This is a genomic window from Rhizobium sp. BK619, from assembly GCF_014195245.1.
Taxonomy (GTDB): domain Bacteria; phylum Pseudomonadota; class Alphaproteobacteria; order Rhizobiales; family Rhizobiaceae; genus Rhizobium; species Rhizobium acidisoli.
Window position 1 is genome coordinate 17,184 of the sequence record NZ_JACIBH010000005.1, and the last position, 16,061, is coordinate 33,244.

Sequence of the window (16,061 nt, forward strand, 5' to 3'; positions counted from 1 at the left end):
CAATTGCCGCGCTCAACGCGCGGCGAATTTGGCCTGCTGGCGCTTGGCGGAGGCCAGGATCGACTCCTGCGTCAGCCCGTCATTGCGCACCATCACCGCGTCGAAGGCGAGATCGACGGTTACCGTCTTCACGTCCTCATTCTGGTAACCGAGCGCGAGGGAGCTGAGCGGCCGTTCATAGGGCATGGGACCAATCTCCGGCAACACGACCATCTGGTCGAAGGCCTGCGGGGCATTGTTTGCGGACGGTGCCGGCGGCGCAACCAAGACATGGGCACCCGGAGCAAGAGCGGGCGCCGCAGTATATCGGGCGCTCGGCGTCGAGCCGGCATAGGAGGTCGCCGACATCGGTACCGGCACGCTGGCCGGCGTCTCGTAATCTTCGGAACTCTGCAGCTGGTCGCGGGTGATCTTGCGGCTGTTGGAGGCGACCATCACGCCGGTTGCGATCTGGCCTTCCGGATTGACGCCGGGAATACGGCTGCCCTTCGGCGCGTAGGAGGCCATCAGATAGGGCATGTCGTGGCCGTCCATACGGGCACGGCCGACATATTGCACGCGCACCTTGCCGGTGCCGCTATGCTGCAGATCCAGCATGTCGGCCGTCTTGTTCGACAGGTCGATGATGCGGCCCTCGTGATAGGGGCCGCGATCGTTGACGCGCACGATCACGGAGGAACCGCTTTCGAGATTGGTGACGCGCGCATAGCTCGGCAACGGGAAGGTCGGATGCGCTGCAGAAAGATGCATCTGATCGTAGACTTCGCCGTTCGCCGTCAGGCGCCCATGAAAGGCCGAGCCATACCAGGAAGCGACGCCGACCTTGTTATAGGCGAAGTCTTCCTTCGGATAATACCACTTGCCCTTCACCTCGTAAGGATTGCCGACGATGTAGCGGCCGCCGCCCTTGGGAATATTGTTGCCGGTGGCGACCCGCGGGCTCGCCTTCACGCCATATTCGGATTCGGAGAAATATTCTTTGCCGTGGGCTTTCTTCTTCGGCACCGCCTGCGTCGTGCCGCACGCCGCAACCGTCGCACACATCGCCGATACCGCCAGCCACCGTGCTGTCGTTGCGAAAGACGCCGCCCCGTATCCCAATTTCATATGTCCCACGCCGCTCAAAGATCGTTATGGTTAAGGAACTTTGCCCCATACTGGGCCAATACGCCTTATCCCCGCCCGCCTAACGAGGCTTTAATCTTGCGAAGTTCGTGGCAAATTTACGAACGATTTCGCAGCGATAGCCATAATTCTCGTGATTATGGTTTATAAACCACTAACGCGAGCCCTGTCGCCCTGCCCTGCCGCTGCGGCAAAGAAGCCTGAAATTCCCGTGCCGATGCGGGGCATATGGTAAACATCCGGCCGCTTCAGATGCCCGAAAAGCTCCATATTGAAACGCCGCCGGCACGGCTCCATCGCCGATCTACCTCGATCCTCTCCGGGAACGAAATGTCCGCCAAGGGCTTTGAGGGTTATGCCTATGGAGGATCACTATGAACGATGAAACCATAACACAGCTCGACACCGTGATCCGGCAGCTGAATGTTCGAGCGCGCGCGCTTTCTGAGTTGGATCAAGAGAACGACATCGCAATGCTGATGTCAGCACTTGCGGTGACAATGGAAGCGGTTCGCTCTCTCTGCGAGGATATGAACCAGCTCAATGGTCCGAAAGGCCTTGGATCGGACGGAGGCTAGATCTCATGTCTCCGACTTAAATTTCAAAGAGCTTGTCTGGGAACGAGATACGCGCCGACCCGCAAATTCCCGCCGGCCTCCAAAGCCCGTCAACACCAAAGAACAGCGATTGCTCCGTCGCATTGTCGCGCAGCGTTCATCGAAAAGTAGATTTTAGTCGCTATTCCGGCCCCGCTTCTCATCTCATATCGGGTTCCGGCAATGGATCTTGCGACAGTCCTTCTTCTACACAAGTCTTCCTTCATCGTCGGAGCAATCTGCTTCTTCTACGTGAGATGGCGCTCTGGAGCGACGCCAGGGCTTGGTGTACTCGCCGTCGGTTTTTCCTTGCTCGCGATCGCCTCGACGCTGGCAGGTTTGGACGAGCGTCTTCACATGTCCGATAATGCCAGGACATTCTGGAGTTTTTCGCTTGGCGCCAATGGTTACGGGCTGATGGCGGTGGGTCTTTATGGCCTCAGCCGGCGTCACAGCTCCCTTCGAGACTCGTGGCCGATGCTCCTGCCTGTCACCCTCACGCTCAGTGCGGCGATCACGCCGTGGTATGTGGACAACGGGCTCAGAGCATCCGTCTTCAACGGCAACGCCGCCATTCTGCTGGCCTTGTCGGGGTTGGTGATCGCCCGCGACTTCTTTCAGGAGCGCCTTACCGCGCGGTTCGGTCTTTCCGCGGCCATTTTTGTCGCGACGTCTCTTTCAGCGTTGGTCGTGGTCGGTTTCACGTTTCCGAACGATGCGCCTCTTCCGCCGCGCTACGCATTCTTTTTGCTGATTATCTGTCATTTCGCGGTGGCTCTGTTCGTACTCGTGCTAGTGCAGGAAAGAGCCGAAGAGAAGCTTACCAGACTTGCGAATACCGATATGCTGACCGGCGTTCCCAATCGGCAGCATTTCTTCAGCTCGCTTCCCAAAAGCCTCGGGCCCGGAGACGCATTCGTCCTGATCGATATCGACTTTTTCAAGAGCGTGAACGACCGGTTCGGACACGACAAAGGCGATATTGTTCTCGTGGATGTTGCTCGGACGATTGCTCGCAGCATTCCTCCTTCCGGCGTCTTCGGCCGGCTGGGCGGCGAAGAGTTCAGCCTCTTCGTTCGCGGCGAAACCGAAGCCTCTGCTTTTGCGCTCGCGGAGCAGATACGTGAGGCTGTCAATACTTTGGATCTCGTCTTCGAAGGAAAACAGGTCTCCACTACCGTCAGCGCAGGCGTGGCGCTCTGGGAAGCGGGCCTCACGGAACAAGACATCCAGAAGCGGGCAGATCAGGCGCTTTACAGTGCCAAAAACAACGGCCGCAACAGGGTGGAATTGTTTACCGGCATCGGGTTGACCGACAGCTCCCCTGCACCCGAACGGCGACTGGCCCGCGCAGGCTGACAACAGCGGAGATCGGTCACGCTCAGACTGCCTGGCACGTCATAGCGGAATGCCGGCAAATGCTACAGAGCACGTTGACGCTGCCATCAAAGCTGCTAAAACCCAGCCATCGAGTGATTGGGTCGCAAACCGGCAGTAACAGCCGGTTGGAAGAAATCTACGGAATGTCGATTTCTCAACCTTTCAACAGATGGAAGAGTGTCCGAGTGGTTTAAGGAACCGGTCTTGAAAACCGGCGTGCGGGTGACCGTACCGTGGGTTCGAATCCCACCTCTTCCGCCAGCAACCTGTTGAAAAGCTTGTATATTTTGCCAAACCTTCCGAGGTGATAACCCAACTCGCTTGCAATATAGTCAACGAAGATCTGCAATAATGCGGCGACATCCAGACGCGCTATGCCGCCGAATGATTCTGCAAATCGTGCGCGAGGCCGAGACGCTCTTGGTCACGAAGCCCGGCCTCGCCCGTTCGACAGTAGATCTCCTTGCCATCGGCGATCTGTTGAGCCTCACCCGTATTGCTGCACAGCAATCGCGATGGGGACTGAAGCCACAGCCGCTCACGAAATCAGCGAATAGATCCAGACGCCAACAGAACCCCAAAAGATAGCCGGCATCACTATCATCCCCAAAATGATGATCTTGGTCACACGAACAGCTCCGAAATTCGACTCATCCCGCAAAGCTATTGCAACGATCGAAGGTTGGTATGGGGCACGAAGTCCGGGACCAATCGGACCTTGGTCTGAGTTCTGCGGCTGAATGCATAATCCCCTGGGGGCGAGCTTACTCGATCGATGCGGTTAGAGCGCTGCAGTTGCGGTTCATGCTCCTGCGGAATTGGTTCGGCGCCGATAGGTTCGGGCCGCGATGGTCAGCGCGATGGCGATCAATGCGGCTGCGACGCCGAAGGTGATCTGCATGCCTGAATGAACGGCCTCGGGACGTGCCGCGGCGATCTCTGAGCTCCCCGACCCGTGCGCGAACACGGCGCCCATGACGGATGCGCCGGTAATCAGCCCGAGATTGCGCGACAGGTTGAGCATGCCGGAAATGACGCCGCGTTGGTCGGGCCGCACATCTCCCATGACGGCTGTGTTGTTGGCCGCCTGGAACAGCTGATAGCCAGGCGTCAGCAGAGCGATGGCGGTGATGTAGCCGGCGATTCCAGGCAGCACGGCGAGAGCGATGCAGCCGGCGGCCATGGCGACGAGCCCTGCGGCAACCACCAACGGCGCGTCCAGACGATCGACGAGGCGGCCGGCCGGGACACCGCTGAGGATGGAGATCACCGGACCGATCGACATGACGGCGCCAACCAGCGCCTCGTTGAGCCCGAGCGCACGGGAGAGATAGAAGGGCGCGACCACCAGCGTCGCCATCATCACTGTGGAAACGAGCCCGTTCATCGCCAGGCTGGCGGTGCGCACGCGGTCGCGGAACACCGCCAGCTGGATCAACGGCGATGCCGTTCTCGCCTCGGTGAAGATGAAGAGGCCGGCGCAGACACCGGCCATGAGCAGCAGGGCGAGGTTCAACAGGCCAAAGCTGCCATGCCCGATCGTCATCGCCAGCGCATAGGCCGACAGCGTCAGGGCAAGCAGCAGCGTGCCCACTCTGTCGAAGCCGGCCCGATCCTTCTTCCTCCCGCCGATATCGTCCGGCAGACAGCGATAGGCGAGAACGAAGGTCGCCAGGCCGAGCGGCACGTTGACGAGGAAGATCGCCGGCCAGCCGAAATAGGCGATCAGCAGACCGCCGAGTGAGGGCCCAAGAGCGGTGCCGATCGCCGACATCGTTCCGAGCAGCCCCATGGCGCTGCCGATCCTCGCCTTCGGCACCGTTTCACCGACAAAGGCCATGGTCAGCGCCATCATGATCGCCGCGCCCAGACCCTGCACCGCCCGTGCCGCAATCATCAGCCACAGCTTCGGCGCAAGGCCGCAGAGGACCGAGGCCAGTGTGAAGAGCAGGATACCGATGAGCAGCAGCCGTCGCCGGCCAGTGACATCGCCGAGCCGCCCGACGCTGACGATCAAAGTGGTAATGGCAAGGAGATAGGCGAGCACGATCCACTGGACATCCTGGAAGGCAGCCTCCAACCGCCGCGCCAGGCTCGGCAGGCCGACATTAGCGATGCTGGTGCCAAGCGATGGCAGCAGCATCGAGAGGGAAAGGCTGGCGAGTGCCCAGCGGACGGAATAGGGGCGTTCGGCGACGGCCTCGCCTGGCTCTGCAATGATCGGTTTCACCGTAGACTCCGTTTTTCTCGCTCCGGAAACGGAGCCGTCGGCAAACATAGTCCTCTGCCCGGTATGGCGGAACGCGCAGTATTTGCATTCTATTCGTGCGTTGGACGCCATATGAAGCCGTGTTATATCGGATGCATGTCGACACCCGATCTCAACCTGCTCGTCACCCTGGATGTGCTGCTTGCCGAAGGCAGCGTTGCCCGCGCCGCCCACAGGCTGCGGCTCAGCCCTTCGGCCATGAGCCGGGCGCTGGCGCGACTGCGCGAGACGACGGGCGATCCGCTGCTGGTGCGCGCCGGCCGCGGCCTCGTCCCCACGCCCCGGGCGCTCGAACTGCGCGAACGGGTCGGCCGGATCGTCGAGGATGCGCAAGCGGTGCTGCGCCCTGCCGAGGTGCTTGATCTCAAACGCCTGGTCCGGACGTTCACGCTGCGCACCAGCGAAGGCTTCGCCGAGAGCTTCGGACCCGATCTTATCGCCCGCCTCGGTGGTGAAGCGCCGGGCGTGCGGCTGCGCTTCGTGCAGAAACCGGATAAGGACAGCGCCCCGCTGCGCGACGGAAGCGTCGACCTGGAAACCGGCGTCGTCGGCGAAACGATGGGACCGGAGGTGCGGGCGCAGGCCTTGTTCCGCGATCGTTTCGTCGGCGTCGTGCGGAGTGGGCATCCGCTCTGCCAGGGCGAGGTCACGCACGCCCGGTATGCTGCCGGCCGGCACATCGCCGTCTCCCGGCGCGGGCTCGACAAGGGAAGGATCGATCAAGCCCTCGATGCGCTCGGGCTCGAACGGCAGATTGCCACGATCGTCGGTGGGTTCTCCACAGCGCTGGCGCTTGCCCGCGCCTCGGATCTAATCGCCAGTGTTCCGGAACGGCACACGGGAGCATTGCGCCAGGGAATGCACAGCTTTCCCCTGCCCGTTCCGATCCCTGAGATCACGCTTTCCCTGCTTTGGCACCCGAGGATGGATGCCGATCCGGCCCACCGCTGGCTGCGCGGCTGCGTTCGGGAGGCCTGCGGGGCAACGTGATCGACGAACGATCAATCGGATGGTCGTGGTTGACTATCCCGCGTCGACGTGATTTCCCGCCCGAGATCATCAGGCGAATTATGAGGTGGGAACATCATGGCCGACATCATCGTAAAGGACAGCAACGGAAGCCAGCTTCACGACGGCGATTCCGTAACGCTGATCAAGGATCTCAAGGTCAAGGGAACCTCGGAGACGCTGAAGCGCGGAACGCTGGTCAAGGGCATTCGCCTGACCGACAATCCAGGCGAGATCGAATGCAATACCAAGCAGGTCAAGGGTCTGGTGTTGAAAACCGAATTCCTCAAGAAGGCATAGGATCGGCCTTATCAGCCGCTTCCTGCGGCACTTCCTCGGTGATCACCTCGAAGCGGCAAAGCACTGCCGGCCCAAAGGCCGTCGACATTGCGACGTCGGTGGCGTCGCGGCCGGTCCCCATCAGGATCCTGCCGATTCGCGGCGTGTTGTGGCGGGCATCGACCGTATGCCAGTGGCCGCCGAGAAACACCTCGAACCAGGCGCTGAAATCCATCGGATTGGGATCGATCGGGACGCCGATATCGCCGAGATAGCCGGTGCAATATCGGGCTGGGATATTCATGCATCGGCAAAGCGCGATGGCGAGATGGGCAAAGTCGCGGCAGACACCTGCCTTGTCGACGAAGCCGCCATGCGCGGTCCGCAGCAGGTCGGCCTTCAGGTAGTCGAAGGTGATGTGGTCATGGACGAAATCGCAGATCGCCTGGACGCGCGCCCAGCCGAGCGGTGTCGACGAGAAGGTTGCCCAGGCGAAATCGGCGAGCCTGTCGGTGTCGCAATAGCGGCTGCCGAGCAGGAAGACGAGCACCTCGTCCGGCAGGTCGTTGATCGCGTGCTGGACGGCATCGTCGGGAACGACGTCGGGTTGGCCGCTGTCGTAGATCTCGAACGCCGTGGAAATCGTCGTTACTCCAGCCGGGGCGACGATCCGGCTGCAGGCATTGCCGAAACCGTCGGTATATTCCCAGGCCTCGATCGGCCGGTCGAATGTCAGCACCTGCTCGCTGAGAAGATCGGCGCGGCGCGAAGGATGAATGTTGAGAGCGAGCAGCATCGGCGTCGGCTGTATGCATTCATAGCCCAGATGAAACCCGGCGCGTATCTTCATTGTGGCGTCCTAACATCGCGACAGATGGCGTGACTATGCAACGCCGATCGTGCTGCCCGGTTCCCGCAGCCGCAACTGTCGCCGCGCCCAAACCGAAGATTACTTCGTGGTGACGTTGACCTGCACTGTCATGCTGTCGAAATCCGCCCCATCGCCATCATAGCTGCCGCTCAACGGGACGGCCTGACGCGGATCGCGGGCGACGGCGACCCGAATGAGATCGCGGTTGCCGACGATCCCGTTGGTCGGATCGAACTCCGCCCAGCCGCCGCCCGGAAGGTAAACCTGGCACCATGCATGGGTGGAACCGCCCCCGAGCACGGTGGAGTCGTCCCGGTCGGGAACATAGACATAGCCCGTGACAAACCGCGCCGCGAGGCCGAGGACGCGTGCCGCCTCCATCATCAGCAGCGCGAAATCCCGGCAGGTGCCGGAACGAAGCTGCAAAGTCTGCAGCGGCGTCTGCGTTCCGTGCTCCATCCGGCGCGCATAGACGAAGCTTTCCCGAATGGCGTAACAGAGCGTCATCAGCATGTGCCCCGTCTCGGTCGGACGCCCCTGGCGCACGAACCGGCGCGCCCAGCGTCCGACCTCGTCGTTGGGGTCGGGATAATGGCGCTGCATGGCCGGCGTCAAATCGGCAATCTCGTCCTTGTCGTAGGAGAACGGATAGGTCAGCGCCTGATCGTCCACCTTGAGGTCGAGGGCAACCTGGGGCGTATGATCGAGCGTGATCCAGGTTTCGAAACGAAGCTCGGACGCCGGCCTCGAAATATCGATGAGCGCCACGCAATTGCCGAAAACATCGTGGATCCAGCGCACATGACTTTCCTCGGGATATATCGTCAACGACGCTTCGATCAGCCGCTGGTCGAAACTGTCACGCGGCCGGAACATCAAGCGATGCTCGCCGAAATCGACATCCCTGACGTAACGATAGGACGTGATGTGGCGAACGGAGAAAATCGTCATGGGCCGGCTTTCCTCTGCGTGAGGCGCGCCCTGCCAGCTTCCTGCTTATCCCGATTTCTTGTCATATAAGCACATTCGAAAGATTGCTATTCTGCACCAACCGATCGACGGCAGAGCCCGTCCAACCTAAGAGGATAAAATGCATATCATCTGGGACGTTCTGACGCTTATGCTGACAATCGGCTCGCTCTATGGCGGTCGCGAATACCGGATTATTCGCGCCCGTGCCCGCGCCCAGAACTGGGGCAACTTCTGATCCGATTCAGAAGCCTCATCGTATAGGCTGCTGCCGGAACGGTGGCGGATACGTCGAATGACGTAAAGCCAAGCGCTTAAGGAAGTGCTTTATTAGCAGAGACGGCGTCTATCCGTCCATTCTCCCTGTTATTGCCAGCCCGCCTCACCCCAGGCGGGCTTTTTTTCACCGTGATTCTTTTTCCCGCGCCATACTTCTTGGCGCCCGCCTTACTTCTTGGCGCCTGCGGAAAGCACCCGATGTGTCGCATTGTCCATGGCGTGGCTCGCTTCCTGTCCATCCTTCTTCAGCCCGTATGCGGTATTGCCGCAGCCGGACAGTGTGAGCAGGCAAATGCAGGCGACGGCGATTGCAGCTTTTGACATCAAGTTTTCCCCGGATGGAATGGCGATCAGGGAAAGATGATGCATTCCCCGGCAAAATCAATCCACCGGATAGGGAACTCAATGGCGCCACCGGCGTTAACGGAAGCCATCCAACCGGGGTTCACGACATGGATTATCAGATTGCCTTCGCTGCGACCGTTGCGACAGCGTCCTTCCTCGTCTTCATGCTCGTCGTTCACCGGACATAGAGATTCCCTCGCCAGCCGTCTTCCGCAAACCGCCGAGATAGATCCGAGCGCAATAGACCCGGATGCTTGCGCGTGCACCCTTAAATGACAGGCAAGAAATATTTCAATTTCCGCAAGTATTCTAGCATTCAACAATGTAATCCATTTTAGTTAAATGCCATACTTAACTATTCATTAACAATATACTTGCGCGTCTTCCGCTTCCGCTTATGCTTTATGCAAAGGGGAGAGGAACAATGTTTACTAAAAGCCTGATCATGCCGTTGGGATTCGCAGTGATTGCCATTGCCGGTCTGTTGTTCCAGATTGCTTCATACGCGTTGAACTCCCCCGTGACCGTGCTGCAGCCATAAGTCACATAAGTTGCTGAAGCGGCAGGCAATCTCGTAACTGGGAGTGGAACTTCCTTTCGTTTCGTGCATTCTGTGACTCGTTTTGTCAGGAGGGAGATAACCATGGAAAACGCAGGCGTGGGTTGGATTGCAGCCATCATCATCGGCGGCATCGCCGGATGGCTGGCGGAAAAGGTCATGAGCAGCAATATGGGTTTGCTCATGAACATATTGCTCGGCATCGTCGGCGCCATCGTCGCCAACTGGATCCTGGGTCTGTTGCACATCCAGCCGCTGGCCGGTTGGCTGGGTTATCTGATCACCGGCTTCGTCGGTGCCTGCATTCTGATTTTCGTCGGCCGCGTCATCCGTCGCTGATTGCCGCAGACATAGTTAAAAGCCGGGCGCGCTTCGCGTCCGGCTTTTCTCTATCCCGAATTGTCTTTCAGCGGCGGCTCAGCAGGCCGAAAACATAGGCGATGCCTGCGGTCACCGCGAGCGCCATGAGCGGTTCTTCACGAACCTTGTCGCGCAGCTGTTCCGTCATCAGCGACGCCTCGTCGGTAACTGCCGACTTTGCCCCCTGCCCGAGCGCGACCACGCTTTCCGTCAGCCGGGAGAGATCGTTGCGAAGGGCTGCGACCTGCGCCGACAGGTCGTCTGCTGCCATATCAGCCTTGACGCGCGCAGCGGTGGATTCGGCGGAAGCGGTTTTCAAGTCGGCCATGGTCTGCTCCTGTTGCATGGGATGCCGCTTCAACGAAATGGCGGCCCGAAAGGTTCCGCCGCAGCCGATCTTTTGTTGGCCGCGGAGCCGCCACGCGGCCACCGCCACCCGGCGCAGCTTTTCGCGCGACAAACTCTTCATTTCCTGTCGGGTTTGTTCTAAGGAACGTCGAATGTCCGCCCGCGCGCGGCTCAATGATACTGCGAGGTTTGCGTTTCTATGTTCCATATCCTGAGAAGAGCCGCTCAGACCTGGGTCGCCAAGCTGCTGATGCTTCTGCTGGTCGCGTCCTTCGGCATCTGGGGCGTCTCCCGGTCGCTGATTACCGGCAGCAACAGCACCACGGTCGTGACCGTCGGCGATCAGCATGTGGACGTCAACGAATTCCACCTCGCCTACCAGCGCCAGGTGGCAAGCCTCGGCCAGCAGTTCGGCACGCGTCTCACTCCAGAACAGGCCCGCGCTTTCGGCGTGGAGCAGCAGGTGCTTGCCCAGCTCGTCGCCGGCGCCTCGCTCGACCAGCTCGCCGAAGACATGAACCTCGGCCTGTCCGAAGATCGCCTCGCCCAGCTGATCGCCGACGATCCGGCTTTCAAGGCCGTCAACGGCAAGTTCGACCGTGAACTCTTCATCTCGCGCCTTCGCAACGCCAGTATCCGCCAGGACGATTACATCAAGGAGCGCAGCAAGGTCGCCGTCCGCAGTCAGGTCGTCGATGCCATCTCGAACGGCTTTACCGCGCCGAAGACACTGGTCGACGCCCTGAAGCTCTATGGCAATGAAAGCCGCAGTGTCGACTATCTGCTGCTCACCAACGCCAATATCGAGCCGATCAAAGCGCCTGCCGACGACGTGCTGGCGACGTGGTTCGACGGCGTCAAGCAGCGCTACCAGGCGCCTGAATACCGCAAGCTCGTCTATCTCTCGCTGCAGCCCGCCGATATCGCCGACGCCGCGACCGTCACCGACGACCAGATCCACGAAGCCTTCGACAAGAGCAAGGACACCTACCGCACGCCGGAAAGCCGCACCATCGAACAGCTGACCTTCACCAGCAAGGATCTTGCCGTTGCCGCCGAAACGGCGCTGAAGGGCGGCACCAGCTTCGACCAGCTGGTCTCCGACCAGGGCAAGACGGCAAGCGACGTGCTGCTCGGCGAATTCACCAAGGACAAGGTTCCCGACCAGGCCGTTGCCGATGCGGCCTTCGCCGTTTCGAAGGACGGCGGCACGACACCTGTCGTCGAGGGCTCCTTCGGCTCCGTCATCTTGCGCATCACCAACATCAAGCCGGAAACCACCAAGAATTTCGACGAGGTGAAGGAGGATATCCGCAAGCAGCTGGCGCTTTCCAATGCCTCGCAGGAAGTGATCAACGTTCATGACCGCATCGAGGATCTGCGCGCCGGCGGCGCCACGCTCGAGGATATTGCCGGCCAGCTGAAGCTCAAGGCCGTGACCGTCGACGCCGTCGATATGACCGGCGCCGACAAGGACGGCAAAGAGGTCAAGGATATTCCCGTCAAGCAGCAGTTGCTCGGCGAAGCCTTCAAGACCGAAGTTGGCGTCGATGCGCCGCCGCTGCCGATCGGCAATGACGGCTATGTCTGGTTCAACGTCCGCGAAATTACCCCGACCCGCGAGCGCCCGGTCGCCGAAGTACGCGAAAAGGCGGTCGAAGACTGGACGGCTGAACAGCAGAAGGCCGAACTTGCCAAAAAGGCCGAGGCATTGAAGGCCGAGGCCGCCAAGGGTACGGCGCTTGCCGATATCGCAACGCCGCTCGGCATCGCCGTTGAAAGCAAGAGCGGCGTTACCCGCGCCACCGATGATCCGGTGCTTGGCCGCGCCGGCGTCACCGCCGCCTTCTCCGGCCCCGTCGACGCGGTCGCGAGTGCCGTCGGCGCGGATCCGTCGACGCAGATCCTGATGAAGGTCACCGAGGTCAACAGCGAGCCGACCAGCGACGCGCTGAACAACCGCGATGCCCAGATCACCGCCATGGCCAATGCCGCCGGCGACGATATTCTCGATCAGATGGTCAACCTGCTGCAGACGCAGTACGGCGCGCAGATCAACCAGACGCTCGCCGAGCAGGCGACGCTTCGTTAGGAGGCCTTATGACCGATCTGAAGCCGTTCCTGGCCAAGGCCGCAAGCCGCGAGCCGCTGACGCGTGACGAGGCGCGCGCCGCCTTCGACATCCTGATGTCGGGCCAGGCGACGCCCTCGCAGATCGGCGGCTTCCTGATGGCGCTGCGCGTGCGCGGCGAAACCGTCGACGAGATCGTCGGTGCCGTCACCGCGATGCGCTCGAAAATGCTGACCGTCGAAGCGCCTGAAGATGCGATCGACATTGTCGGCACCGGCGGCGACGCCAGCGGCACCTACAATATCTCGACGCTGGCGGCGCTGATCGTCGCCGGCGCCGGTGTCCCCGTCGCAAAACACGGCAACCGGGCGCTGAGCTCGAAATCGGGCGCGGCGGACAATCTGGCCGCACTCGGCGTCAAGCTCGATGTCGGCCCCGAGATCATCTCCCGCTGCATTGCCGAGGCCGGCGTCGGCTTCATGTTCGCGCAGCTTCATCATTCCGCCATGCGCCATGTCGGCCCGTCTCGCGTCGAACTCGGCACCCGCACCATCTTCAACCTGCTGGGTCCGCTTTCCAGTCCGGCCGGCGTCCGCCGCCAGCTGCTCGGCGTCTTCTCACCGCAATGGCTGGTGCCGCTTGCCGAAGTCATGCGCGATCTCGGCTCCGAATGCGTCTGGGTGGTCCATGGCGACGGCCTGGACGAGATCACCACGACAGGCATCACCAAGGTGGCCGCGCTCGAAGACGGCAAGATCCGCACCTTCGAGCTATCGCCCGCCGATTTCGGCGTCAGCCCTTGCGTGCTCGCCGACATCAGGGGCGGCGATGGTGTCGCCAATGCCGCAGCGCTTCGCGAGGTGCTCAGCGGCGCGAAGAATGCCTATCGTGATATTTCGCTCGCCAATGCCGCGGCATCGCTGGTCATCGCCGGCAAGGTCGAAACGATTCGCGATGGCATGATGGTTGCCGCGCAGTCCCTCGATAGCGGTGCCACCGCGCTTGCCCTCGACAAACTCATCGCCGTTTCCAACGATATCGACTAGGATTGCCCGATGAGCGATATTCTGAAGAAGATCGAACTTTACAAGCGCGAGGAAATCGCCGCCGCCAAGGCTGCGGTGTCGCTTGCCGACCTGAAGGCGATGCAGGCCGGCCAGTCCGCTCCGCGTGGTTTCTACAAGGCGCTCGTTGCCCAGCGTGACGCCGGCAATTTCGGCCTGATCGCCGAGATCAAGAAGGCGAGCCCGTCCAAGGGCCTCATTCGCCCGGATTTCGATCCGCCGGCGCTGGCAAAGGCCTACGAAGCCGGTGGCGCCGCCTGTCTTTCCGTGCTGACCGACACGCCGAGCTTTCAGGGTGCCCCGGAATTCCTGACGACGGCACGGGACGCCTGTGCCCTGCCCGCTTTGCGCAAGGATTTTATGTTCGAGACCTATCAGGTCCATGAGGCGCGCGCTTGGGGCGCCGACTGCATTCTGCTGATCATGGCGTCGCTGACCGATGACGAGGCCGAGCGGCTGCAGGACGAGACCTTCTCGCTCGGCATGGATGTGCTGGTCGAGGTTCACGATGCCGAGGAGATGGAGCGGGCGCTGAAGCTTTCCTCGCCGCTCATCGGTATCAACAACCGCAATCTGCGGACTTTCGAGGTCAGCCTGACGGTCAGCGAGACGCTTGCCTCCATGGTTCCCGCCGACCGGCTCCTCATCGGCGAAAGCGGCATCTTCACCCATGCCGATTGCAAGCGTCTGCAGGCGGTCGATATCAGCACCTTCCTTGTCGGCGAAAGCCTGATGCGAAAAGACGACGTAACGGCCGCCACCCGCGCGCTGCTCTTCGGCGAAGCCGCCATCGCGGCCGAATGATATGAGCGGCGGAAAGCCCGGCCTCACGCATATCGATGCCTCCGGCGAGGCGCATATGGTCGATGTCTCCGACAAGGCGGAGACGGTGCGCATCGCCACGGCCGAGGGCCATGTGAAAATGGCGGCGGAAACGCTCACGCTGATCCGCCAGGGCAATGCCAAGAAGGGTGATGTCATCGGCACGGCCCGCCTTGCCGGCATCATGGCGGCAAAACGCACCGCCGATCTCATCCCGCTCTGCCATCCGCTGATGTTGACCAAGGTCACCGTCGAGATCGAGGAAGATGCCGCCCTGCCCGGCCTGCGCGTCACGGCAACCGCCAAGCTGACCGGCAAAACCGGTGTCGAGATGGAGGCGCTGACAGCCGTCTCGGTCGCGTGTCTGACCATCTACGACATGGCCAAGGCGGCCGACAAGGCGATGGAGATCGGCGGCGTCAGGCTGCTTGAAAAATCCGGCGGCAAGTCGGGCGATTTCCGTCATCCGGAGGCGAGATGAACCTTCTCCCGGTCGCAGAGGCCTTAAGCCGACTGCTTTCCCGCGCAACGCCCGTCGCGGCATCCGAGACATTGCCGCTCGCCGAGGCTGAAGGCCGCGTCCTGGCAGTCGATCTCAAATCCGGGATAACCCAGCCTCCCTTCGATGCCTCGGCCATGGATGGCTATGCGCTGCGCCGCGACGATGCGCCGGAGCCGGGCGCCGTGCTGAAGGTCATCGGCACGTCTGCAGCCGGCCACGGCTTCGAAGGAAGCGTCGGCAAGGGCGAAGCCGTCCGCATCTTCACCGGCGCGCCCGTTCCGGCAGGCGCCGACAGCGTGCTGCTGCAGGAGGATGCGGAGAAGATCGAAGACGGCGTCCGCACCAATTTCCCCGTGCGGCAGGGCCAGCATATACGTCCTCGCGGCCAGGATTTTACCGAAGGCGAAGCCGTGCTCGTGGCCGGCACCGTGCTCGATTTCTCGCGGCTGACGGTCGCTGCCGGCATGAACCGGCCCGATGTCGAGGTCCTCAAACGCCCGCTGATCGCCATCCTCGCAACCGGCGACGAACTACTGCCGCCCGGAAGCACGCCCGGCCCTTCGCAGATCATCGCATCCAATACGTTCGGTATCGCAGCCCTTGCCCGCAAAGCCGGCGCCGACGTTCTCGATCTCGGCATCGTCCCGGACGATAAGGCGAGGATTACCGCGGCGATCGATACGGCGCGGGGCGCCGAGGCCGATGTCATCGTCACGCTCGGCGGCGCTTCGGTCGGCGACCATGATCTGGTGCAGGCGACGTTGATCGAGGCCGGCATGCAGCTCGATTTCTGGCGCATCGCCATGCGTCCCGGCAAACCGCTGATGGTCGGCAGCTTCGGCGAGACCCATGTGCTCGGCCTGCCCGGCAATCCGGTCTCGAGCCTCGTCTGCTCGTTGCTCTTCCTGGAACCGCTGATCCGCAAGCTCGCTTCCCTGCCGCCGGTGCGGCGCGAGGCAATGGTGGAGGCAGCCACCCCACTGCGCGCCAACGACCACCGCCAGGACTATATCAGGGCGAAACTGTCGAAGTCCGCCGCCGGAACCTGGCTCGCCGAGGCCTTCGGCAAGCAGGATTCCTCGATGATGAAAGTGTTTTCCCAGGCCGATTGCCTCATCATCCGCCCGCCACATGCGCCGGAACTGCCGGCCGGAGCGCCCTGCCCGGTCATGCTGTTGCGGCCGGATCTTTTGGCATAGTCCCGACTTTCCAAC

General features: G+C 61.5%; 16 protein-coding genes and 1 tRNA gene. 11 read left to right on the forward strand and 6 right to left on the reverse strand.

Annotated elements, in window-relative coordinates:
- Positions 1–12: 12 nt before the first annotated feature.
- Positions 13–1,107, reverse strand: a complete 1,095-nt coding sequence (locus FHX14_RS10385; protein WP_184377045.1) for a septal ring lytic transglycosylase RlpA family protein — start codon at positions 1,105–1,107, stop codon at positions 13–15.
- A 392-nt stretch (positions 1,108–1,499) separates the two neighbouring features.
- Here FHX14_RS10385 and FHX14_RS10390 point away from each other — a divergent pair, with 392 nt between their 5' ends.
- From FHX14_RS10390 to FHX14_RS10400, 3 genes are all read left to right on the forward strand, one after another.
- Complete coding sequence (locus FHX14_RS10390; RefSeq protein WP_184377046.1) at positions 1,500–1,703, forward strand: hypothetical protein; 204 nt, start codon at positions 1,500–1,502, stop codon at positions 1,701–1,703.
- Between the two features lie 201 nt (positions 1,704–1,904).
- Positions 1,905–3,080, forward strand: coding sequence for a GGDEF domain-containing protein (locus FHX14_RS10395; protein WP_184377047.1), 1,176 nt, complete (start codon positions 1,905–1,907; stop codon positions 3,078–3,080).
- 192 nt (positions 3,081–3,272) lie between these two features.
- Positions 3,273–3,362 (forward strand) — tRNA-Ser (locus tag FHX14_RS10400).
- Positions 3,363–3,903: 541 nt separating this feature from the next.
- Here FHX14_RS10400 and FHX14_RS10405 read toward each other — a convergent pair.
- The gene (locus FHX14_RS10405; protein WP_184377048.1) at positions 3,904–5,379 is read right to left on the reverse strand and encodes an MFS transporter; all 1,476 of its coding nucleotides are present in this window, start codon (positions 5,377–5,379) and stop codon (positions 3,904–3,906) included.
- A gap of 87 nt (positions 5,380–5,466) precedes the next feature.
- Between FHX14_RS10405 and FHX14_RS10410 the strand changes: the two genes are divergently transcribed.
- Entirely contained in the window at positions 5,467–6,360 is an 894-nt protein-coding gene (locus FHX14_RS10410; RefSeq protein WP_184377049.1) for a LysR family transcriptional regulator, read from the forward strand.
- Between the two features lie 96 nt (positions 6,361–6,456).
- On the forward strand, positions 6,457–6,678 hold the full coding sequence (locus tag FHX14_RS10415) for an alkylphosphonate utilization protein (protein WP_003586391.1): 222 nt from the start codon (positions 6,457–6,459) through the stop codon (positions 6,676–6,678).
- Here FHX14_RS10415 and FHX14_RS10420 read toward each other — a convergent pair.
- The 3 genes from FHX14_RS10420 to FHX14_RS10430 all read right to left on the reverse strand — a co-directional run bounded on the left by FHX14_RS10420 (position 6,665) and on the right by FHX14_RS10430 (position 9,100).
- On the reverse strand, positions 6,665–7,507 hold the full coding sequence (locus tag FHX14_RS10420) for a transglutaminase family protein (protein WP_012557720.1): 843 nt from the start codon (positions 7,505–7,507) through the stop codon (positions 6,665–6,667). The two genes, FHX14_RS10415 and FHX14_RS10420, sit on opposite strands and share 14 nt — an antisense overlap.
- Positions 7,508–7,606: 99 nt before the next feature.
- Entirely contained in the window at positions 7,607–8,479 is an 873-nt protein-coding gene (locus tag FHX14_RS10425; protein ID WP_184377050.1) for a transglutaminase family protein, read from the reverse strand.
- Between the two features lie 465 nt (positions 8,480–8,944).
- The gene (locus FHX14_RS10430; RefSeq protein ID WP_003573054.1) at positions 8,945–9,100 is read right to left on the reverse strand and encodes a hypothetical protein; all 156 of its coding nucleotides are present in this window, start codon (positions 9,098–9,100) and stop codon (positions 8,945–8,947) included.
- Positions 9,101–9,764: 664 nt separating this feature from the next.
- Here FHX14_RS10430 and FHX14_RS10435 point away from each other — a divergent pair.
- The gene (locus tag FHX14_RS10435) at positions 9,765–10,019 is read left to right on the forward strand and encodes a GlsB/YeaQ/YmgE family stress response membrane protein (RefSeq protein ID WP_131710997.1); all 255 of its coding nucleotides are present in this window, start codon (positions 9,765–9,767) and stop codon (positions 10,017–10,019) included.
- A gap of 67 nt (positions 10,020–10,086) precedes the next feature.
- Here the strand turns inward: FHX14_RS10435 and FHX14_RS10440 are convergent, their stop codons facing one another.
- The gene (locus FHX14_RS10440; protein WP_003586381.1) at positions 10,087–10,368 is read right to left on the reverse strand and encodes a hypothetical protein; all 282 of its coding nucleotides are present in this window, start codon (positions 10,366–10,368) and stop codon (positions 10,087–10,089) included.
- Between the two features lie 219 nt (positions 10,369–10,587).
- Here FHX14_RS10440 and FHX14_RS10445 point away from each other — a divergent pair, with 219 nt between their 5' ends.
- Genes FHX14_RS10445 through glp form a run of 5 tightly spaced genes read left to right on the forward strand, consistent with a single transcriptional unit; the run spans position 10,588 to position 16,046 of the window.
- The gene (locus FHX14_RS10445) at positions 10,588–12,480 is read left to right on the forward strand and encodes a peptidylprolyl isomerase (protein WP_184377051.1); all 1,893 of its coding nucleotides are present in this window, start codon (positions 10,588–10,590) and stop codon (positions 12,478–12,480) included.
- Between the two features lie 8 nt (positions 12,481–12,488).
- On the forward strand, positions 12,489–13,505 hold the full coding sequence (gene trpD, locus FHX14_RS10450; protein ID WP_184377052.1) for an anthranilate phosphoribosyltransferase: 1,017 nt from the start codon (positions 12,489–12,491) through the stop codon (positions 13,503–13,505).
- 9 nt (positions 13,506–13,514) lie between these two features.
- A complete protein-coding gene (gene trpC / locus FHX14_RS10455) occupies positions 13,515–14,327 on the forward strand; it encodes an indole-3-glycerol phosphate synthase TrpC (RefSeq protein ID WP_184377053.1) in 813 nt (270 codons plus the stop codon).
- A gap of 1 nt (position 14,328) precedes the next feature.
- A complete protein-coding gene (moaC, locus tag FHX14_RS10460; RefSeq protein WP_184377054.1) occupies positions 14,329–14,826 on the forward strand; it encodes a cyclic pyranopterin monophosphate synthase MoaC in 498 nt (165 codons plus the stop codon).
- Entirely contained in the window at positions 14,823–16,046 is a 1,224-nt protein-coding gene (glp, locus tag FHX14_RS10465; protein ID WP_184377055.1) for a gephyrin-like molybdotransferase Glp, read from the forward strand. Before moaC ends, glp begins: the two co-directional genes overlap by 4 nt.
- Positions 16,047–16,061: the final 15 nt, after the last annotated feature.